This window comes from Denitromonas halophila (assembly GCF_007625155.1).
In the GTDB taxonomy this organism is placed as follows: Bacteria; Pseudomonadota; Gammaproteobacteria; order Burkholderiales; family Rhodocyclaceae; genus Nitrogeniibacter; species Nitrogeniibacter halophilus.
The window spans coordinates 79,110-99,652 of record NZ_VMNK01000016.1 but is presented as its reverse complement, the minus strand read 5'-3'; the positions used below and the strand labels follow the sequence as shown (position 1 = coordinate 99,652).

19 protein-coding genes, 1 tRNA gene and 1 rRNA gene are annotated in these 20,543 nt (G+C 63.2%); 14 read left to right on the top strand and 7 right to left on the bottom strand.

Going from position 1 to position 20,543, the window contains the following annotated elements; genetic code table 11:
- A 5S ribosomal RNA gene (rrf, locus tag FHP91_RS21750) occupies positions 1 to 95 on the top strand; the annotation flags it as partial.
- Positions 96 to 192: 97 nt separating this feature from the next.
- Here the strand turns inward: rrf and FHP91_RS17475 are convergent.
- The 5 genes from FHP91_RS17475 to ftsY all read right to left on the bottom strand — a co-directional run bounded on the left by FHP91_RS17475 (position 193) and on the right by ftsY (position 6,396).
- On the bottom strand, positions 193 to 1,155 hold the full coding sequence (locus FHP91_RS17475; protein ID WP_186301610.1) for a transglutaminase family protein: 963 nt from the start codon (positions 1,153 to 1,155) through the stop codon (positions 193 to 195).
- Between the two features lie 2 nt (positions 1,156 to 1,157).
- Positions 1,158 to 3,629 (bottom strand): circularly permuted type 2 ATP-grasp protein, encoded by a 2,472-nt coding sequence (locus FHP91_RS17470; RefSeq protein ID WP_144310805.1) that lies wholly within the window; start codon positions 3,627 to 3,629, stop codon positions 1,158 to 1,160.
- Between the two features lie 87 nt (positions 3,630 to 3,716).
- Positions 3,717 to 4,616, bottom strand: coding sequence for a permease-like cell division protein FtsX (gene ftsX, locus FHP91_RS17465; protein ID WP_144310812.1), 900 nt, complete (start codon positions 4,614 to 4,616; stop codon positions 3,717 to 3,719).
- Positions 4,616 to 5,278: a cell division ATP-binding protein FtsE gene (locus FHP91_RS17460; RefSeq protein WP_144310804.1), complete on the bottom strand. Its 663-nt coding sequence runs from the start codon at positions 5,276 to 5,278 to the stop codon at positions 4,616 to 4,618. Before FHP91_RS17460 ends, ftsX begins: the two co-directional genes overlap by 1 nt.
- Positions 5,275 to 6,396 (bottom strand): signal recognition particle-docking protein FtsY, encoded by a 1,122-nt coding sequence (ftsY, locus tag FHP91_RS17455; RefSeq protein ID WP_144310803.1) that lies wholly within the window; start codon positions 6,394 to 6,396, stop codon positions 5,275 to 5,277. The genes FHP91_RS17460 and ftsY overlap by 4 nt, the downstream gene beginning before the upstream one ends.
- A gap of 231 nt (positions 6,397 to 6,627) precedes the next feature.
- Here ftsY and FHP91_RS17450 point away from each other — a divergent pair, with 231 nt between their 5' ends.
- The 5 genes from FHP91_RS17450 to FHP91_RS17430 are packed head-to-tail and all read left to right on the top strand — an operon-like array spanning position 6,628 to position 10,602.
- Positions 6,628 to 7,959 (top strand): M16 family metallopeptidase, encoded by a 1,332-nt coding sequence (locus tag FHP91_RS17450; protein WP_144310802.1) that lies wholly within the window; start codon positions 6,628 to 6,630, stop codon positions 7,957 to 7,959.
- An 11-nt stretch (positions 7,960 to 7,970) separates the two neighbouring features.
- Entirely contained in the window at positions 7,971 to 9,311 is a 1,341-nt protein-coding gene (locus tag FHP91_RS17445; RefSeq protein ID WP_144310801.1) for a M16 family metallopeptidase, read from the top strand.
- Positions 9,308 to 9,847: a 16S rRNA (guanine(966)-N(2))-methyltransferase RsmD gene (gene rsmD, locus FHP91_RS17440; protein ID WP_144310800.1), complete on the top strand. Its 540-nt coding sequence runs from the start codon at positions 9,308 to 9,310 to the stop codon at positions 9,845 to 9,847. Before FHP91_RS17445 ends, rsmD begins: the two co-directional genes overlap by 4 nt.
- A complete protein-coding gene (coaD, locus tag FHP91_RS17435; protein WP_144310799.1) occupies positions 9,844 to 10,335 on the top strand; it encodes a pantetheine-phosphate adenylyltransferase in 492 nt (163 codons plus the stop codon). Before rsmD ends, coaD begins: the two co-directional genes overlap by 4 nt.
- Positions 10,336 to 10,350: 15 nt before the next feature.
- On the top strand, positions 10,351 to 10,602 hold the full coding sequence (locus FHP91_RS17430) for a YfhL family 4Fe-4S dicluster ferredoxin (RefSeq protein ID WP_144177810.1): 252 nt from the start codon (positions 10,351 to 10,353) through the stop codon (positions 10,600 to 10,602).
- Between the two features lie 74 nt (positions 10,603 to 10,676).
- Here FHP91_RS17430 and FHP91_RS17425 read toward each other — a convergent pair whose 3' ends face one another.
- Together FHP91_RS17425 and mutM are read right to left on the bottom strand one after the other, a co-directional pair.
- Positions 10,677 to 12,632 (bottom strand): dynamin family protein, encoded by a 1,956-nt coding sequence (locus tag FHP91_RS17425; protein ID WP_144310798.1) that lies wholly within the window; start codon positions 12,630 to 12,632, stop codon positions 10,677 to 10,679.
- Positions 12,633 to 12,772: 140 nt separating this feature from the next.
- Positions 12,773 to 13,585, bottom strand: coding sequence for a bifunctional DNA-formamidopyrimidine glycosylase/DNA-(apurinic or apyrimidinic site) lyase (gene mutM / locus FHP91_RS17420; protein ID WP_144310797.1), 813 nt, complete (start codon positions 13,583 to 13,585; stop codon positions 12,773 to 12,775).
- A gap of 167 nt (positions 13,586 to 13,752) precedes the next feature.
- Between mutM and FHP91_RS17415 the strand changes: the two genes are divergently transcribed.
- The 8 genes from FHP91_RS17415 to ychF all read left to right on the top strand — a co-directional run bounded on the left by FHP91_RS17415 (position 13,753) and on the right by ychF (position 20,463).
- Complete coding sequence (locus FHP91_RS17415) at positions 13,753 to 15,498, top strand: tetratricopeptide repeat protein (RefSeq protein ID WP_144310796.1); 1,746 nt, start codon at positions 13,753 to 13,755, stop codon at positions 15,496 to 15,498.
- The gene (locus FHP91_RS17410; protein WP_144310795.1) at positions 15,495 to 16,061 is read left to right on the top strand and encodes an outer membrane lipoprotein LolB; all 567 of its coding nucleotides are present in this window, start codon (positions 15,495 to 15,497) and stop codon (positions 16,059 to 16,061) included. The genes FHP91_RS17415 and FHP91_RS17410 overlap by 4 nt, the downstream gene beginning before the upstream one ends.
- Positions 16,058 to 16,897, top strand: a complete 840-nt coding sequence (gene ispE / locus FHP91_RS17405) for a 4-(cytidine 5'-diphospho)-2-C-methyl-D-erythritol kinase (RefSeq protein ID WP_144310794.1) — start codon at positions 16,058 to 16,060, stop codon at positions 16,895 to 16,897. Before FHP91_RS17410 ends, ispE begins: the two co-directional genes overlap by 4 nt.
- Before the next feature lie 19 nt (positions 16,898 to 16,916).
- A tRNA-Gln gene (locus FHP91_RS17400) sits at positions 16,917 to 16,993 on the top strand.
- 83 nt (positions 16,994 to 17,076) lie between these two features.
- Positions 17,077 to 18,027: a ribose-phosphate pyrophosphokinase gene (locus tag FHP91_RS17395; RefSeq protein WP_144177788.1), complete on the top strand. Its 951-nt coding sequence runs from the start codon at positions 17,077 to 17,079 to the stop codon at positions 18,025 to 18,027.
- A 77-nt stretch (positions 18,028 to 18,104) separates the two neighbouring features.
- Positions 18,105 to 18,743 carry a 50S ribosomal protein L25/general stress protein Ctc gene (locus tag FHP91_RS17390; RefSeq protein WP_144310793.1) on the top strand — a complete coding sequence of 213 codons (639 nt, stop codon included), beginning with the start codon at positions 18,105 to 18,107 and terminating at the stop codon, positions 18,741 to 18,743.
- Positions 18,744 to 18,775: 32 nt separating this feature from the next.
- On the top strand, positions 18,776 to 19,375 hold the full coding sequence (pth, locus tag FHP91_RS17385) for an aminoacyl-tRNA hydrolase (RefSeq protein WP_144310792.1): 600 nt from the start codon (positions 18,776 to 18,778) through the stop codon (positions 19,373 to 19,375).
- The gene (ychF, locus tag FHP91_RS17380) at positions 19,372 to 20,463 is read left to right on the top strand and encodes a redox-regulated ATPase YchF (RefSeq protein WP_144310791.1); all 1,092 of its coding nucleotides are present in this window, start codon (positions 19,372 to 19,374) and stop codon (positions 20,461 to 20,463) included. The genes pth and ychF overlap by 4 nt, the downstream gene beginning before the upstream one ends.
- Positions 20,464 to 20,543 lie beyond the last annotated feature (80 nt).

The following is a 20,543-nucleotide window of genomic DNA, read 5'->3' as shown; positions in this document are numbered from 1 at the left end:
CTGGAACCACCCCTTCCCATCCCGAACAGGACCGTGAAACGGAACAGCGCCGATGATAGTGCCCATACGGGTGTGAAAGTAGGTCATCGTCAGACTAACCAAAAGAAAAACCCCGCAATCAAACGATTGCGGGGTTTTTTACTTGATCCATCAAAATAATTACACAAACCAAATCCGCTTCAAATCCATCATTCACTCGCTCAGATGCTGATGCAGCGCGCGATCAAAGGATGTGCCGTTTTCGTAGATCAGTGAAAATTCGGCTTCCGGGACGACAGTAACGGAAATGTCGAGGGAGTGGCTGCCCGCGCCGAGGATGACGCCCCGGACGGGAGAAACGTCGGCGAAATCTCGGCCCCAACCGACGGTAATGTGTTCAAGCTGCGGTGTTGTGTTGTTGGTGGGGTCGAAGTCGAACCAGCCTATGCCGGGGCAGAAGACAGAGACCCAGGCGTGGGTGGCGTCTGCGCCGATGAGTCGCGGCTTCCCTGGGGGCGGCAATGTCAGCAGATAGCCGCTGACGTATCGGGAAGCAAGGCCAATCGAGCGTAGGCAAGAGATCATGACATGACTGAGGTCTTGGCAGACGCCTCGCCGTTTTGCGAATACTTCGGTAACTGGGGTGGCGACGTCCGTGGCTTCGGGATCGAAGGTGAACTCGCTGAAAATCCGTGCCATCAGGTGTTTGACGCAGGCCAGCAACGGCTGCCCTGGGGTAAAAATCTCAAGTGCGTATGCGGCGAACTCCCGTTTTAGCCTGATGTTGGGCGACTCGAAGCAGAAGGGACTCGCCTCCAGGATTTCGGGCGTGAGCGGGCGTCCTGCTCGATAGGCCAAGGTGTCTCGAACCTGCTCCCATGGGGGGCTCTCGTCAAATGACGCATTTACTGGTGGCGTCAATTCGACCCAGGACTCGGCACGGATGAGTAGGTGTTCGTGGCTGCTTTCGAGGTCGATGGTGCGAACCCGATTGCCGAAGCTGTCGGTCCAGTCTTCAGCCCGGGAAGGCTCGGGATCGATCAGCAGGCGGTGCGAGAGGCTGCGCTGGCCTTTGAGGGCGCGGGGTGACAGGCGGATCATCTGGCGTGACTCGCTGACCGGATGGGTGTAGCGATAGATAGTGTCGTGCAGCAGATGATATCGGACGGCGCTCATGCTCAGTGTTTCCGGACGTCTGGCGCGGTATGGGTGAAATAGCGTTCGTGCAGGTTTTCGGATAGGTCCGAGGTGTCGTCAGCAATCTTTGCAAGCACCGCCGCGAGTGCCTGGCAGGCGTCACGCGTGTCCTCGGCTTCAAAGCGGGTGAGATCAAATTGGTGCAGCGCTGCGCGCATGACGCTGAGTGCGTCGACGCGGGCGTGGCCGACGTCACGACTGATGCGGTCGAGTTCGACATCGAGTTGATTGATTTGAAATATCACCGCGTGCGGGTTCGTGTCGTCAAAAATGAGAAGGTGCAGAACAGGCAGCACTTCTGGCGATCGTCGGTAACGGGCACGGTAGGTGACGATGGCGTTGGTGGCTTCCAGTAGCCACTCCAGGCTACGTTCGCGGGCGTCATCTTCGAAACTCAGGGCGACGTCAATCAGGGCTGCGAGCCGGTAGAGTCGCTCGATGCGACGGCCGAGAATAAGGAAGCGCCAGCCTTCGTCGCGCGTCATGTCGTCGAGGGCAAAGCCAGCCAGTGAAATGCAGTCGAGCATGGTGCGGTCAACGGCGGCAAGCGCTTGACCGACGGACTGGACGGGTTGCTCGAACAGACGGGACATCCGGTTCAGCGCATGCCAGTTGTCGGAGGACATGCGCTCTCGAACCTGGCCAGCGCTATAGACGAGTTGCTGAGACATGTTGGCCAGGGAGCCGATCTGCAAGGGGTCGCACACCGCTGCAATAACGACTTTTTCGATTGCGTCATCGGTTGCGTCAGGCTCTGGCGCTTGCGCAAGAATATCCATGTGATGGCAGGCGGCGAGCAGGTCAGGCAGGCATGACTCGTCGTCGTTGTCGCCCGTCGAAAGTCGACTGAGCGTGGCGCGAAGCAGGCGAGCCGTGGCTTCGCTGCGCTCGGTGTAGCGACCCAGCCAGAACAGGTTGTCGCCAACGCGTGATGGCACGTCCGAGCCGCCACAGACCAGGTCGATCACGCCAAGGCGCCGCTTTAGCAGGCTGACGCGTCGAACCGGGCCGCTGGCACGAACCCAGACGTCCTTGGAGATCCCGCCGCGCGGCATAGAAAGGACTTCCTGATGGGGGCTGGCGGCTACGCGCCCGAGCGCGCCAGGCATGACGGTGTAGCCATTGCCGGTCGCGACGGCAAACAGGCGCAGGCCGACCGTGCGCGCCTGGAGTCCATCGCCACCCCATATGGGCGCCTGTGACATCGGAATCCATTCTTGTGCAACGTAGGCATGGGGTTGCGCGCGAAGCTTGGCGATCATTTCGTCGCGCTCGGTACCTTTGAGGTTGTGGCCGAATACGGCGGGCTGACCCATATCGGAATATGCGGGTTTGATGACCAGGTCGTTGAGGTGTTCGATGGCGTGGTCCAGCGCGGCGGCTTCGCCGCACCACCAGCTGGCGACGGATGGCATGGCCAGCGGTTTGCCCAGCAGACGTTCGGTAATGCCTGGCAAAAACCCGAAGATCGCGCCGGATTCGAGGACGCCGCTGCCCAGGGCATTGCTGATCAGCACGCGCCCGGCGCGCGCCGCGGCGAGTAAGCCAGGCACCCCTACCGCCGAATCGGCGCGCAATTCAAGCGGATCGCACAGATCACTCTGGAGTCGCCGAAAGATGCCGTGAACCCGGCGTAGGCCGCGTAGCGTTTTGAGGTAAACAGTGTTGTCGCGCACGGTGAGATCGCGACCTTCCACCAGCGGATAGCCCAGATAACGGGCCAGGAAGGCGTGTTCGAAATAGCTCTCGTAGCCCGGTCCCGGGGTGAGCAACACGATAAGCGGCGGTTCGCCGTCGGTTGGCGCTAGACGCGAGAACCCGTCGAGAAGCGTGCGGAAAAAATCGGCCAGCGGGTGGACTTGCAGTTGCCGAAATGCGTCCGGAAAAGTCTTGGACAGGATGATCCGGTTCTGGAGGCTGTATCCGGCACCCGCCGGGCTTTGCGTGTGATCGGCAATCGCCCACCACTTGCCATCGGGGCCACGGGCGACGTCGACCGCATAGGTGTTCAGGAACACATCGCCGGGCGGGCGGATGCCGACACAGGGCCATTTGAAGCTGGGTTGGCCGAAAACGAGCGCGGAGGGCAGCAGGCCTTCGGCGAGGAGATGCTGCGGACCGTAGAGGTCGCCGAGCATGGCGTTGAGTACCGATGCACGCTGCGCAACGGCCGAGGCGAGGTATTTCCATTCATCGGGCGCAATGACCAAGGGGAGCGGATCGAGTTCCCATGCATGTGGCGCTTCATGGTCTTCGGCGTGAACGTTGTACGAAATACCGTCGGCGAAGATGGAGTCCGATACGAGCTGGGCGCGGGCGCTGACCCCGTCCAGGCCAAGTGCGTCCAGCCGCGCAACCAGTGGCCGCCACTGAAGGCGAACATTGCCGCTGGCATCAAGCAGTTCGTCGTGGCGGCCCGCCGGGGATGAGTAGGTGCTGAGAAGTGTCGACATGGCGAGTGTGGGCGTTGGGGTCACATAATCGCATGCGGCGCCCCTGAATGGTGCGCTTGAGGCTCGCCAAGTGTGTCGTTGCCGGGGCTATTCGCTCTCGCGCAAGTGGCGTCGCACGGACAGTGCGGTGCCTAGCCAGCCGAGTGCGATGGCGACCACCAGCAGGCCGGTAACTTGTGTCGGGTTCGGACCGTTGAGCGCAAACACGGCGCCATAGGCTTGCGCCAGCGATTCGACCGAGCCCCGCAGCAGTGAGATGCTGGCCGTGACGATGGTCCAGGCCACCAGACCACCGAGCAGGCCTTGCAGGCATCCCAGCCAGTAGAAGGGGCGGCGGATGAAGGCGTCTGTGGCGCCGAGCAGACGGGTGACATCGATCTCGGCCCGTTGGGTAAGAATTTGCAGGCGAATGGTGTTGAAGGTGATGATCACCAGCGCAGCGCCAAGCAACACCGCCAGCAAGCTGACGCCGAGCTCGACCAATGACAGCAGGCTGTGCATGCGCTGCACCCAGGCTGCGTCTAGTTGGACGTGATCGACCTTGGGCCATGCGGCGAAGGTTTGGTGGAGTTGTTCGAACAGCGCCGGGTCTTCCTGGCGCGGCGTGACGATGAACGCGTGCGGGAGTGGATTGCGCTCCAGACCGTCGAGCACATCGGCCAGGCCGTTGTCGGCGAGTTGCTTGAGCGCGACATCACGCGAGACGAACTGCACGCCCGACAGATTGTCTTGCTTGCGCAGACGCGACTCCACCTCCGTGACGTCGGCGTCGGTGGCGTCGAGCGATAAATACAGGCTGATTTCCGGGCTGCCGGTGACGCCACGCGCCAGCGAGGCGACGTTGTCGACCAGCACGAATCCGCCGGCCGGCAGCGCCAGCGCAATGCCGACCACCAACGCCGACAGCAGCGTGCCCAGCGGCTGATGCAGCAGGCGCCCGAGCGCATGGGCGATGGCTTTGCGGTGTTGGTACGACCAGGCGCCCATCATTCGGCCCCCTCGATCAGGTGTCCCTGGCGCAGCACCAGACGGCGCGGGCGGGTCTCGGCAAACAGGGCCGGGTCATGGGTGCACACAATGACGGTGACGCCCACTGATTTGAAGGACTGGAACAATTCGGCGATCTCGTGCGCATAGGCGGCGTCGAGGTGGGCGGTGGGTTCGTCGGCGATCAGGATGGATGGCCGCTTGACGATGGCCCGGGCAATGGCGACGCGCTGCTGCTCGCCGCCGGAGAGGCCGATCGGCATTTCCTGGTCACGCCCGCCCAGGCCGACACGCTCAAGCGCAGCGTGCACCCGGCGCGCCGCGTCTTTGGGCGCCATGCCGCCGATGACCAGTGGCAGCACGATGTTGTCGAACACGTTGCGGTCGTAAAGCAGGCGGTTGTCTTGCAGCATCAGGCCCAGGCTGCGGCGCAGATACGGAATGCCGGCGCGCGGCAGATGGCTGACGTCCTGGTTGTTGATCAGCACGCGGCCTGAAGTGGGTCGCTCGAGCACCGGGATCATCTTGAGCAGCGTGCTCTTGCCGGCGCCCGAGTGGCCAGACAGCACCACGAGTTCGCCGTGGCGCAGTTCAAAGCTGACCTCGGACAGCGCCTCGTGCCCGCCCGGGTAGCGTTTGGAGACTTGCTCGAAGACGATCATTCGGCGCGAGACTTGATGGATTCCGACTTGGCAAACAGTGCATCGACAAACTCGCGCGCCTTGAAGGGGCGCAGGTCGTCAATGCCTTCGCCGACGCCGATGAAGCGCAGGGGCTTCGGGCACTGGCGGGCGATGGCGGCCAGAATGCCGCCCTTGGCGGTGCCGTCGAGCTTGGTGATGACCAGCCCGGTGACGCCCACCGCGGCGTCAAAAGCCTTGACCTGCGCCAGCGCGTTCTGACCGATGTTGGCATCGAGCACCAGGAGCACTTCGTGTGGGGCGGTGCCGTCGGCCTTGGCGATGACGCGGCGAACCTTGGCGATCTCTTCCATCAGATGCATTTGCGTCGGCAGGCGGCCGGCGGTGTCAGCCAGCAGAACATTGGCGCCACGTGCGCGCGCCGCGTTAACTGCGTCGAACATCACCGCCGCCGCATCGCCGCTTTGCTGCGCGATCACGTCGACCCCGTTGCGCTCGCCCCAGGTGATGAGTTGCTCGCGCGCCGCGGCCCGGAAGGTGTCGCCCGCAGCGAGCAGCACCTTTTTGCCTTGGCTTTGATACCAATGGGCCAGTTTGCCGATGGAGGTGGTTTTGCCCGAACCATTGACGCCGGCCACCATGATGATGAACGGCGTGTGCGTGTCGGCGGTCAGCGGGGCTTCGAGGGGGGTGAGCAGGGTGGTCAGTTCGTCGACTAGCACGGCCTGGAGTTGATCGGCGGTTTCAAGTTTGTCGCGCTTCCAGCGTTTGCGCAGGGCGTCGATCAGGTGCGTGGTGGCCTCGATGCCGCAATCGGCCATCAACAGCGTGCTTTCGATGTCTTCGAGCAGCGCCTCGTCGATCTTGCGCAGGCCAAACATGTGTGCCAGGCCGCCGCCCAGTTGCTTGCGCGTGCGCGCCAGGCCGGCCTTGAGGCGATCGCTCCAGGAGCTTTTTGTCGGGCGCTGGGCGGGCTCCGATTGGGCCGCCACGACGGCCTCGGGCACCGCTGGCGGGGGCGCGACAGGCTCGGGCCCGATTTCGGTTGGGACGTCATTGTCGACGACCGCATCGGCATTTGCCGGGGTGTCCGGAGGGGCGTCGCTTTTGGCGGGCGATTTTTTGAAGAAACCAAACATGGCGGCTCAGGTCACAGAAGTTGTTTGCCGGGGCTGCTGGCAGCGCAAGCTGCGAGCGGCTAAGATGGCCCGCCGGTTCGGAGCCGGGCGAAGGCCGAATTTTATCAGATGCAGGATGCGTGCATGAGATTGTGGAAACGGTGGTGTGATCGCGCGGCCTTTGGGCGTGACGAGACAATCGCGGCCCCTCGTGGTGGGCGGCCCTGGCCGGCGGTCGGCGCCTTGGCGCTGATGACTGCCTTCAGCGCGCCCGTGGCCCAGGCCAATCCCTTCGAAACCCGGCTGGACAACGGCATGCGGGTGGTCGTCAAGGAGGATCGGCGCGCCCCCTCCGTGGTGCATATGGTGTGGTACGACGCCGGCGCGATGGACGAGGTGGCGGGTACTTCCGGCGTGGCGCATGTGCTGGAGCACATGATGTTCAAGGGCACGGACACCGTTGGGCCAGGCGAATTCAACAAGATCGTCGCCGGCGTGGGCGGACGCGACAATGCCTTTACCAGCTACGACTACACCGCTTATTTCCAGCAAGTGCCGGCGGGTCAGCTCGAGCGGATGATGACGCTTGAGGCCGATCGCATGCACAATCTTCAGCTCACCGATGAGGCTTTTGCCAAAGAGATCGAGGTCGTCAAGGAAGAGCGCCGGCTGCGTACCGAGGACAAGGCGCGCTCGCTGGTTCATGAGGAGTTGATGGCCACGGCGTTTCATGCGCACCCGTATCAGCGGCCGGTGATCGGCTGGATGACTGACCTCGACCGGATGACGCCGGAGGATGCGCGTCGCTGGTATCGCGACTGGTATGCCCCCAATAACGCGACGCTGGTGGTGGTCGGCGATGTGGATCACCAAGTGGTATTCAAGCAGGCGGCGAGCACCTATGGCCAAGTCCCGGCGGCGCAGTTGCCCTCGCGTCCGGTGGTCGAAGAGCCGCCGCAGCGCGGTGTTCGGCGAAGTGTGGTGCGCGCGCCGGCCGAGTTGCCCTATGTGGCGATCGCCTGGCCGACGCCGACCCTGCGTGATCCGGCCAAGGATGCCGACGTGTACGCCCTGCAAGTGCTCGCCGCGGTGCTCGATGGCTACGATGGCGCGCGCCTGTCCCGCACGCTCGTGCGCGACAGGCAGGTGGCCCAGACGGCGGGTGCGGGCTATGACGGCATCGCGCGGGGCCCCTCCCTGTTTTATCTGGATGGCGCACCGGCGCCGGGCAAGACGCTGGCGGAGGTCGAAGCCGCGCTGATCGGCGAGCTGTCGCGGATTCAGACCGAAGGCGTGGCCGAGCATGAACTTGCCCGTGTCAAGACGCAGGCTGTCGCGAGCCGGGTGTATCAGCGCGACTCCTTGATGGGGCAGGCGATGGAAATCGGCGGTCTGGCCGCGGTGGGCTTGTCATGGAAGGACGAGGCGACCTTGCTTGAAGGCATTCGCAAGGTCAGCGCCGAGGATGTGAAATCGGTCGCACAACGGTATTTCTCTAAAGATCAGATGACGGTGGTGGCGCTTGAGCCCTTGCCGATTGCGACGGAGATGGCGCGTCGCCCCTCCGTCAAGACGCGTCATTGAGGGCCCTGAACATGCGCGCGATGACTCGTACTTTACTGGCCGCCTGCCTGGCGCTTTCCACGAGCGCTGTATCGGCCGGCGTTGATATTCAGCAATGGGTGGCGTCGACGGGCGCTCGGGTGGCGTTTGTTGAAACCCATGCGCTGCCAATTGTCGACATTCAGGTCGACTTTGCCGCCGGCAGCGCTTACGCCCCCGCCGCCAAGAGCGGTCTGGCCGGACTCACCGCCAGCCTGCTCGACGCGGGCACCCGGCAGCGAGACGAGAATGCGCTGGCCGATCGCTTCGCCGATCTGGGCGCGCGCTTTGGCGCAGGCGCCGAGACCGATCGCGCCAGCGTGACACTGCGGACCTTGTCAAACGCGACCGAGCGCGTGGCCGCGATCGATCTGCTGGCCGAGGTGATCCAGCAACCGGCCTACCCGCAGGCAGTGTTTGAGCGTGAGCGGGCGCGGGCCATTGCCGGGCTCAAAGAGGCGCAGACGCAGCCGGGCTATTTGGTAGAGCGTGCGTTTGGCGAGGCGGTGTATGGCGATCACCCCTATGGTCGCACCACCAGCGAAGCCAGTCTGAACGGCCTGACCCGAGACGATGTGGTGGCGTTTCATCGTCAGCACTACACGGCCGCCGCGGCGCATGTGAGCATTGTGGGAGATCTGAGCCGGGCCGAGGCTGAGGCGATTGCGGTGCGGCTGACCGAGGGGCTCGCCAAGGGCGGAGCGCCGGCGGCCTTGCCGGCACCCCCGCTGCGCGAGCGCGCGGTGGTTCGGGTGGCGCATCCGGCCGCACAGTCCCATGTGTTGATCGGCATGCCGGGCTTGACCCGGGACGACCCGGATTACTACGCACTGGTCGCTGGCAACTATGTGCTCGGTGGCGGCGGATTTGTGTCCCGACTGATGAAAGAGGTTCGTGAAAAACGCGGTTATGCCTACAGCGTGTACAGCTATTTCGAGCCGCAGCGCGTGGCCGGGCCGTTCCGGATCGGTCTGCAAACCCGCGGTCAGCAGGCTGACGATGCGATTGCCGTGGTGCGCGATACCCTGCAGCAGTTCATCGCCGAGGGGCCGACCCAGGAAGAGCTGGACGCCGCCAAAGGCAATATCGTCAACGGTTTTGGGCTGCGTCTGGATTCCAACGCCAAGCTGCTCGGCTATGTCGGCGTGATCGGTTTCTACGGCTTGCCGGCCGATTGGCTGGAGCAGTACCCACGCGCGGTGTCTGAGCTCACCGTTGAACAGGTCCGCGATGCCTTCCAGCGGCGTGTGCTGCCCGAGCATCTGGTGACCGTGATCGTTGGCGGCGAGGGTGATACCACCGCGGCGGCATCCGGCGCTGCACCTGCCCGGTGAGCCGCCTGCGCATTGTCGGTGGGCAGTGGCGCTCGCGTCAGCTGTCGGTTGCGCAGGTGCCCGGCCTGCGGCCGACACCCGACCGCGTGCGTGAAACCGTGTTCAACTGGCTGGGCCAGGACCTGACGGGTTGGCGCTGTCTGGACCTGTTTGCCGGCACCGGCGCCATGGGGCTGGAAGCGGCGTCCCGCGGGGCGGCGCAGGTGGATCTGGTGGAGCTCGATCCGCGCGCTTTTGCGGTATTGCAGCAGCATGTGAAGGCACTCGGTGCAACGCAAGTAGGTGTGTTTCGCGGCGATGCGGTAAAATTTGCGGCGTCCGTACGTCAAGCCTACGATCTGGTGTTTCTGGATCCGCCCTATCACAAGGGTTGGCTGACGCGTGTCGAGCCGATGATTTCCCATCTGCTGCGACCGGATGGCTGGATTTATGTCGAGGCAGAGACGCCGGTTGAGTCGCTGGCCGATTGCGATGTCGAACGATCAGGAAAGGTCGGGCAAGTGTGCTACCAGTTGATGCGGAGACGAGCGGAATGATAGACGGGACGGTGATCTACCCGGGAACCTTCGATCCGCTCACGCGCGGTCATGAAGATCTGGTCCGACGTGCGTCCTTGCTGTTTCGCAATGTCGTGGTGGCCGTCGCCGCCAGTGCCGGTAAAGGGCCGATCTTTTCGCTCGAAGAGCGGGTCGCGCTTGCGCAAGGTGTGTTGGGCAGCTATGACAACGTCGAAGTGGTCGGTTTTGATGGGTTGTTGATGGATTTTGTGCGCGCGAGAGGCGCACGCGTTATTCTGCGCGGCTTGCGGGCGGTCTCGGACTTCGAGTACGAATTCCAGATGGCGGGCATGAACCGCAAGCTCTTTCCGGATGTCGAAACCGTGTTTCTGACGCCGGATGAAGAGTACATGTTTATTTCCGCCACCATGGTGCGTGAGATTGCGCGCCTCGGGGGCGATGTCAGTCAGTTTGTTCAACCAAGCGTCTTGGAACAGCTTCGGTTGAAGCTTGAACGGAAGCCATAAGGAGAGGATTGAGTCATGGCCCTGATTATTACCGACGAATGCATCAACTGCGACGTGTGTGAGCCGGAGTGCCCGAACAACGCGATTTACCAAGGGGACGAGATCTATGAGATCGACCCCGATAAGTGCACCGAGTGCGTGGGCCACTTCGATGAGCCGCAGTGCCAGCAGGTGTGCCCGGTCGACTGTATCCCGCTGGATCCGGACCGTCCGGAGACTCACGATCAGCTGATGGAAAAATTCGTCAAGCTCACCAGCAAGAGCTGATCGGGCCGGCGCGTCCGGTCAAGAAAAAAGCGAGGCACGCTGCCTCGCTTTTTTCCGTCCACGCCGCGCTATGATCAAGCCGCTTTGGCGTTCGCGTGGAGCGCTGGCGCGTCGCCGCCCAGCGCCTTTCGCACGTCAGAGGCGACGGCATCCAGATCGGTGCGCAGCTTGATGAGCACGTCTTCGTGTTGCTGCAGTTCGACAATGCGGTCTTCGAGCGTGTCGGTCGCCTGGTGAATGCGCTTGACGCTTTCGAGGCGACGCTTGAGCTGCAACTGGTATTCGCGCACCTGGGTTTCGAGCGGCGACATGACGGCGCGCAGCCAGTGTTCAACATCGCGGTTGGCCAGCTCAAAGGTGCGCCTCGCCTGAACGGCGATGGTTTCGAAAAACTTCTGCGTCAGGGTGTGTTTTTCGGTGGTGAGCAGCGTCAGCGGCGTGTTGAGTTGATGGTTGAAGGCTTGTTCGAGCCGGTCGATTTCCCGCTCGTAGCGCGAGGTCGAGAAGGCCGATGGCGGCGCGAGCTTGAGCCCGTGCTCGACGGAGAAGCGCTTGTACATCGCGTTGAGCATGCCGGAGATTTCTTCGACTTCATCTGAGGACTTGCGCAGGTTGCTGCGCAGATGCTTGAAGAAGTCGACCATCGCGTCGCGCAGCCCGCGCGAGAAGCTTGAATCGAGCATGGCTTCGCGGGTGCGACGGGTTTCGTCGCGCAGGGCGTCGAGGCCCAAGTGGCCGAGCAGGTTGTTGGTGAGGTTGGTGAACACGCTACGAACGGCGTAGTACTTTTTCAGGCCGTCTTCGAACTCGGCTTTTTCGGAGCGGATCTTGCGCATCATGTATTCGATGACGCTCTGGTTCTTGCCGCGTAGTTCGGTCAGTTCGTTGAGCTGTTCACGCACACCGGTCAGGCGCGAGGCCATCAGGCTGTCGGCGTGCGAGACCAGGTCGTCGGTTTCGGCGAGCGTGGCGTTACGGACGATTTGTTGCTTGGCCGGCAGGAGCTGGTCGGTCAGCGCGTCCTCGAGTTTTGCGACCTGGCTGCGCTCAAGCAGCGCCTTGTCGCCCTGGATGCGTGCCAGCAGCGCTTTTTGCGCCGACATGGGGAAGATGTATTCGGGCTTGAGTGACAGGTTGCGCGCTACGGCCTGGACCTGACGGTCGAGCTCGGCCTTGATGCGCGCTTCGTCACGCAGGCCGTCCCACAGGCTGTCGATCTTGTTGAGGACGACCAATCGGCCGTCGCGACGTTGCCCTGCGTTGACGTATTCGCGCCAGACGGACAGGTCGCTCTGGGTGACGCCCGTATCGGCGGCCAGGATGAACAGAACGGCGTGCGCATTAGGCAATAACGACAGCGTGAGCTCGGGCTCGGCGCCGATCGCATTCAGGCCCGGGGTGTCAAGAATGACCAGGCCCTGCTCGAGCAGCGGGTGACGGAAGTGGATGATGGCGTGACGCCAGCACGGAATTTCGACCTGCCCGGTGTCGTCCGGCTGCAAGCCAGCCTCGCCTTGCGGGTCGATGGCAAAGCCCAGGGCCTCGGCGTCTTCCGCGCTGACCAACCGGGTTTCGCCGACGCGCGCCATGGCCGCCTGGAGAGCGTGAGCGGAACTGGTGTCGAGCGGGTACTGCGTCCACATGTCGGGGAAGCGCTTGAGTTCGCCGACCGTGGTGTGCTCACGGCGGGACTCGATGGGGAGCAGGCGGATCTGCGGCGTGTCACCTTCTGACCACTGCAACTCGGTCGGGCACATGGTGGTGCGCCCGGCGCTGGAGGGCAGGACCCGGTCGCCGTAGTCGGAAAAAAACAGGGCGTTGATCAGCTCGGACTTGCCGCGTGAGAATTCCGCCACAAAGGCGACGGTGAGTTTGTCTTCGCCCAGGCGGTCAAGCACGTATTGCAGCCGCAGGTCGCCCTGTGCGTCGCCGATTTCGTTCTGGCTGAGCCAGTGGCGAAGTTGTCCGACCGTGCGCGCGGCGTCCGTGCGCCACTGGCTGTATTGAGAAAACTGATCGATAAGTGCCATGTGGGGCCCTGTCTGTCTCGCCGGAATCGGCACATTGGCCAAGCCTATTGCAAGCTATTAGCATAGCGCCCGGCCAAGCACAGGCCAAACCCGAATTGAGCGTGGTGTGTGGGTGGTCGTCGGCGTGCGACGAACGGTCGTCAGCGGCGCTGGCAGTGGGCGCAGAAGAAGGTCGAGCGCTGTGCCTGGGTGATTTTCACGATGGGTCTGGCGCAGATGCGACAAGGCGCGCCGTCGCGGCCATAGACAAAATACTGCTGTTGAAAGTATCCGGGTTTGCCGTCGCCACCCACAAAGTCGCGCAAGCTGCTGCCGCCGGCGGCGATGGCCGCTGTGAGCGTGTCGCGAACACAGTCTACGAGTCGGGCGCAGCGCGTTGGTCCGAGGCGACCGGCCGGTGTGAGCGGATGGATGCGGGCGCGAAACAGGCTTTCGGCGGCATAGATGTTGCCGATGCCGACCACGTTGTGATTGTCCATCAACCAGGTTTTGATGGGTGTTGTGCGTTTGCGTGTTGCGCTATGCAACCACTGGCCGTCAAAAGCGTCGTCCAGCGGCTCGATGCCGAGGTGGCGTAGCGGGTTGTCGGCGGCGGTGTCGTCCAGCCACAGCAGCATGCCGAACCGCCGCGGATCGCGGTAGCGCAGGCACAGATGGCCAAAGTCGAGGTCGATATGGTCGTGCTTTTCCGGCGCCGCGCTGGGCGCGACCAGCCGCAGGCTGCCAGACATGCCAAGGTGCGCGAGGAGCACGCCCGTGTCGAAGCCGAACAACAGGTACTTTGCGCGCCGCGTGATGTTGCGCAGCGTTTGCCCGGTCAGCTGGCCGGCGAGCGTCGGCGGGACGGGGCGGCGCAGTGTCGGGCATCGCACCGTGACGCGGCGAACGGCATGGCCGACCAGATGCGGCGCCAGGCCGCGTCGGGTGGTTTCGACTTCGGGAAGTTCCGGCATTGTCGTGTCCTGATTGCGATATCGCATTGTAGGCGCTCGCCGCGGCTTGCCCAGACGCCCGAAGCTGCTAACATCCCGCGAACCAGCCGTAAAAAATGCGCTCCAACCCGGAGTGCGCAGCCTTTTAGGCGGCAATGCGCTTCATTCATTGATTTTCGGGATCCACCATGTCTTTGACCTCGACGCTTCGTCGGCCCCTGCTTCGCCTCGCCATGCTCATGGCGGCCGGCTTTGCGCCCAGTGTGGTGTCGGCGCAGGCCGCTGCGACCGAGCCGCTGCCTGAGCCCGTGGCCGCGGACGTGTTGCCGCAGGTGGGGATGCCTGGCCAAGTTCTGTTGCCGCAGGTCTTGTATGGCGTCCTGCTGGCTGAGATCGCGGGCGCCCGTGGCCGCGTCGATGTGGCGGTTCCGGTCTATCTGGAGCTGGTGCAGCTCACGCGAGATGTGCGTGTGGCACAGCGTGCGACCGAGGTGGCGCTCTATGCGCGCCGTCTTGACGCGGCGCAGCAGGCCGCCGCCGTGTGGGTAGAGCTTGACCCCGAGTCGACCGATGCCAAGCGGGTGCTGGCCGGCACGATGGGAGGCGGCAATGTCTCCAATAAACAAATTGCCATGCGCCTGGCTGAGGCGCTGGCCACTTCCGGCGCGCGCTTGCCGGGCGACTTGCTCAGCCTGAATCGTGTGCTGTCTCGCATGCCGGACAAGGCCGCGGTGCGCCAGATTGTCGAGCGTGTCACCGAACCCTATCTGGATTACGCCGAAGCCCATTTCGCCCGCGCGCACTCGGCCTTTGCTGCGCGCGATGAAGCGGCCAGCCTGAGGGCGCTTGACGAGGCGATTCGCCTGCGGCCAGCGTGGGATCAGCCGCTGTTGCTCAAGGCGCAGATCCAGCATGGCACCAACCCGGCGCTTGCGGCCAAAACCTTGGCGACCTATCTCGAACAGAATCCCGATAGCCTCGCCGCGCGTCGCGCCTACGGGCGGGCGCTGGTCAGCGTCAAAGACTATGTGCAGGCGCGTCAGGCCTTTGAGGCGGTTCTGGTGCAGGAGCCTGATGATCAGTCATCGCGCTATGCGGCGGCCATGATTGCCCTCGAAGTGCAGGATCTGGCAGCGGCCGAGCAACATCTTGAACACTTGCAAGGCGACGGCTACCCGGACAAAGACGCCATCCAGATGGCGCTGGGGCAGGTGTTGGAGGCGCGCGGCGATCAGGCCGGCGCGCTGGCCCATTATGACGCGGTGGCGCAGTCGCCGCGACGGGAGCGTGCGCAACTTCAGATTGCACGCATGTTGTCGCAGGGCGGCGCCGTGGACGAGGCGCGGGCACGGCTGCAGGCGCTCGGCAGCAACCCCGACGAGCGATTGAACTACCTTTTGCTTGAAGCGCAAATGCTGCGCGACGCGGGCCAGCTGGATACCGCGCTGCAGGTGGCCGATGACGGTCTGCAAGGCGCCCCCGACAATGCCGACCTGCTCTATGAGTCGGCCATGCTGCTCGAGCGCCTCGGGCGTATCGAAGCCATGGAGGGCCGCTTGCGCAAGCTGATCGCGCTTAAGCCCGACTATGCACATGCCTACAACGCGCTGGGCTACTCGCTCGCTGATCGCAGTCTGCGGCTGGATGAGGCGGAGCAATTGATTCGCAAGGCGGTTGAACTGTCGCCGGGGGATCCGTTCATTATGGATAGCCTGGGCTGGGTCCGCTTCCGGCAGGGGCATCTGGCCGATGCTCGGTCAATTCTTGAAAAAGCCTACACGCTCCGGGCCGACCCCGAAATCGCCGCGCATCTGGGAGAGGTGCTCTGGTCACTTGGTGACCAGAAAACGGCCCGCGAAACCTGGCAGGCTGCGGCCGCCAAGCATCCTGACAGCAGCGCTCTGAAGGCGGTCATGCGCCGATTTGGCTTGTGATTCGCGTCATCCTGGGGGGCATTGCGGCGTTGATGATCGCTGGATGCGCCACGCTCGTTGAGCCGACCTTGCCGCCGCCCGCATCCATGTTGTCGCGGCCCGTGCTGGCAAGCTTCAATGTGGCCGGACGCCTCGCCGCCCAGCGCGGCGAAGAGGCCGTGCACGGCCGCTTCTCGTGGCGACACGCGGCCGGGCAGGATCACTGGCAGTTCTTTTCACCGCTAGGGCAGATGGTGGCCGAGCTTGCGTCTTCGGGCGGCGTGGCCGTGCTGCAAATGGCGGACGGCGGTCGGCATGTTGCCCCGCTGGACGAGCTGCTCGCGCGCATGCTTGGCGCCGATGTGCCGGTGGCGCTTTTGCCGCGCTGGTTGCAGGCGGGCGTCACGCAGGTAGACGATGTTCGTGAGCGCGATCCGGTCGGTCGACCGCAGCGAGTTGTCGAGCAGGGCTGGGAGGTGCGTTATCGCACCTATGCCGGCGAGAACTTCAACGCCGCGCCGCGCCTGGTGGAGGTGACCCGCGGCGATGTGAGTTTGAAATTGCTGGTCGAACAGTGGCAATGAGCGACACCCTGAGCGCGCTGGCGCCCGCCAAACTCAACCTGTTTTTGCATGTCGTCGGTCGCCGACCTGATGGCTACCATTTGCTGCAGACGGCCTTTCGCTTGCTTGATTGGGGCGATCAACTGCAGTTTCGTTGTCGCGACGATGGCCAGATTTTGCGAATGACCGATGTGCCCGGCGTGCCAGCCGAGCAGGATCTGGTGGTGCGCGCGGCGCGGCGACTGCAGGCGGCGGCGGGGGTGTCCGCCGGCGTCGAGATCCATGTCGACAAAGTGCTGCCAATGGGCGGGGGGCTGGGCGGCGGCAGTTCCGATGCCGCGACCACCTTGTTGGCGCTCAACCGGTTGTGGCGGCTTGACTGGTCGCGCGCACGGCTGCAAGCGCTGGGGCTTGAACTGGGCGCCGATGTGCCGTTTTTCATCTTTGGGCGCGATGCGTTTGCCGAAGGGGTTGGCGAGACTTTGACGCCCATGTGCTTGCCGCCGTCATGGTATGTGGTGATCGCACCAGGCGCGTCGGTGCCGACCGCTGAAATCTTTTGTGCGAAGGAGTTGACGCGTTCGACGGAAATCATCAAAATGCCGGACTTCGCGATACACACCACTCGCAATGATTTGCAGCCAGTAGTGTGTCATCGGTACCCGCAGGTCGCTGATGCGATCGACTGGTTGAATCACCACGCAGCGGCGCGGATGACCGGTTCGGGAGCTTGTGTTTTTGCCTCCATGGAGACTGAAGCACAGGCCCGACAGGTTGTTGCGCAGTGCCCCGAACGGTGGCAGGCGTGGGCGGTGAGTAGCCTTCAACGGCACCCACTGTACGACTGGGCGGTGTGATCGGCGCGAAACGATTAATTGGGGAGTCGCCAAGTTGGTTAAGGCACCGGATTTTGATTCCGGCATTCGAGGGTTCGAATCCTTCCTCCCCAGCCAGCATTGACGTCGGGCAGGCTTGATGCCTGCCCGACGTGTTTTTGCGACCACGATCTGAATCTGATTGTCATCGGAGAAGCAGTATGGCTCACGGCAGCCTGATGGTCTTTACCGGCAACGCCAACCCGAAACTTGCCTCGGATGTGGTTCGTCGATTGGGCATGGCGCTCGGCTCGGCGACGGTAGGCCGGTTTTCCGACGGCGAGGTCAACGTCGAGCTGTTGGAAAACGTGCGAGGCAAGGATGTATTCGTCCTGCAGCCGACCTGCGTGCCGACCAACGACAATCTGATGGAGATGGTGATCCTGGTCGATGCGCTCAAGCGCGCGTCGGCGGGTCGTATCACCGCCGCCATCCCGTATTTCGGCTATGCCCGCCAGGATCGCCGCCCCCGTTCGGCCCGCGTGCCCATCACCGCCAAGGTGGTGGCCAACATGCTGCAGGCCGTGGGTGTGCAGCGCTTGCTGACCATGGACTTGCACGCCGACCAGATCCAGGGTTTCTTCGACATCGCGGTGGACAACATCTACGCGGCGCCGGTGCTGCTGGCCGATCTGGACAAGCAAAAGTATTCCGACCTGATGGTGGTGTCGCCCGATGTGGGCGGTGTGGTGCGTGCGCGTGCCTTTGCCAAGCGCATGGAATGCGATCTGGCGATCATCGACAAACGCCGTCCCAAAGCCAACGTGTCCGAAGTCATGAACATCATCGGTGAGGTCAAGGACCGCACCTGCGTGATCATGGACGACATCGTCGATACCGCCGGCACCTTGTGCAAGGCGGCTGGTGCGCTCAAGGAAAACGGCGCCAAGCGGGTGCTGGCCTACTGCACCCACGCGGTGCTGTCGGGCGCCGCAATTTCGCGGATCAACGATTCCGAGCTCGATGAGCTGGTGGTCACCGACACCATCCCGCTGCGCGATGATGCGCGCGCCTGTAGCCGTATTCGTCAGGTATCGGTGGCCTCGCTGCTGGCCGACACCATGCTGCGTATCAGCAACGAGGAGTCTGTCAGCTCCTTGTTCATGGATTGATTTTTCCCTGACGGCGTTGCCGTCAGGTTTTTTGGCCCGTCTGGTCGCGGATGGGCCTGTCTTTAAGTGGAGTTGTCATGGATATCGTTATCAAAGCCGCCAAGCGCGTCGAGCAGGGATCGAGTGCGAGCCGCCGCCTGCGTCGTGCTGGTCAGGTGCCGGCCATTCTTTTTGGTGCGGATCAGGACGCAGTGAGCGTCACCCTGGATCACAACCAGATGTATCACCTGCTGCACAAAGAAGCCTTCCACGCGTCGATCCTGAGCATTGATGTCGATGGCACGGTCGAGCGCGCAGTGCTGCGTGATGCCCAGTGGCACCCGTACAAGCAGCTCGTGCTGCACATGGACTTCATGCGCATCAAGACCGGCGTGGCCATCACCATGAAGGTGCCTTTGCACTTCACCAACGAAGACGCTGCGCCGGGCCTGAAGCTCCAGAATGGTATCGCCTCGCACATCCTGACCGACGTGGAAGTGTCCACCCTGCCGCGCAATCTGCCGGAATTCATCGAAGTCGACCTGACGGGCATGAATCTCGGCGATTCGATCACCATCGCTCAGTTGAAGCTGCCCGAAGGTGTGGAGGTGATCGATCACGGTCACCCGGATCAGGTCGTTGTCACCATCCTGTCGCCGCAGGTCAAGGAAGCCGACACCGAAGAAGCGGAAGGCGGCGAAGCTGAGGTTGGCGGCGGGGACGCGGCCGAAGAGTGAAGCCCTTGGGCGTGACAGGATTGGATTGACGCATGAGTTCAAAGCCTCCGCGCCTGATCGTCGGCCTCGGGAATCCCGGGGCCGAATATACCGAAACCCGGCACAACGCCGGGTTTTGGTTTTGTGAGCGCCTGGCCGATATGATGGGCGTCCGCTTGACGCGGGAAAGCCGGTTTCATGGCCAGGTGGGGAAAGGGCCGGAGGGGGTGTGGCTATTGATGCCCGACACCTTCATGAATCGATCCGGCCAGTCGGTCGGGGCCGTGGCTCGCTTCTATCGGATTGCGCCGGACGAGATTCTGGTCATCCACGACGAACTCGATATCCCCCCCGGACAGGCTCGACTCAAATTCGGCGGTGGCCTGGGCGGCCACAACGGGCTCAAGGACATCACCAGCCATTGCGGGACGCAGGACTTCTGGCGTTTGCGCCTCGGGATCGGACATCCGGGCGATCGCAACGCCGTGGTCAGTTATGTGCTGAAGCCCCCGCGCAAGGAAGAACACGAGGCCATCGACACCGCCATGGCGCGGGCACTGTCGGCCTGGCCGGATATTGCACGTGGCGCTTTTGAAGTGGCCACACAGAAGATCAATGCGCGCCCCGCGCGCGGCAAGGAAGCGACACCATGAGTTTGAAGTGCGGCATTGTCGGACTGCCCAATGTGGGCAAGTCCACCCTCTTCAACGCGCTGACCAAATCGGGCATCGCTGCGGAAAACTACCCCTTCTGTACCATCGAGCCGAACGTCGGCATCGTTGAAGTGCCCGATCCGCGCCTGGGCGCCTTGTCGGGCATCGTCAAGCCGCAGCGCGTGCAGCCGGCGATTGTTGAGTTTGTGGATATCGCCGGGCTGGTGGCGGGTGCGTCGAAGGGCGAAGGCCTGGGCAATCAGTTTCTGGCCAATATTCGCGAGACCGACGCCATTGTGAACGTGGTCCGCTGCTTCGATGACGAGAACGTGGTGCACGTGTCCGGCCGGGTGGACCCGATCGCCGACATGGAAACCATCGTCACCGAATTGGCGCTGGCCGACATGTCGGCTGTCGAGAAGGCGCTGCATCGCGAGAACAAGAAAGCGCGCGCAGGCGACAAAGACGCCAAAAAACTGGTCGAGGTGCTCGAACGCCTGCTTCCGCACCTGAATGAGGGGCGCACGGTGCGCACGATGGGGCTGTCGGCCGACGAGATCGATCTGATTCGCCCGCTGTGCCTGCTGACGATCAAGCCGGCCATGTATGTCGCCAACGTGCTCGAAGATGGCTTTGAGAACAACCCGCACCTTGATCGCCTGAAAGCACTCGCCGAAGGCGAGGGCGCGCCGGTGGTGGCGGTTTGCGCCAAGATCGAGCAAGAACTGGCCGACCTGGACGACGAAGACCGTCTGGCCTTCCTGGAAGATCTCGGCCTTGAAGAGCCGGGGCTGAACCGGCTGATTCGCGCCGGCTACCGCTTGCTTGGTCTGCAAACCTACTTCACTGCCGGAGTAAAGGAAGTGCGGGCATGGACCATCCATGTCGGCGATACCGCACCTCAGGCGGCGGGCGTCATTCACACTGACTTCGAACGCGGCTTCATCCGCGCCCAGACCATTGCCTACGAAGACTTCATTGCCTGCGGTGGCGAGCAGGGCGCCAAGGAGGCGGGCAAGATGCGCGCTGAAGGCAAGGACTACGTGGTGCAGGATGGCGATGTCCTGAACTTCCTGTTCAACGTTTGACGTTCAGCGCGCCGTTCCGGCGCTACCCGATAAAAAGCCCCGATCGTCGGGGCTTTTTGTTATCTGCTCCGGTACCGATG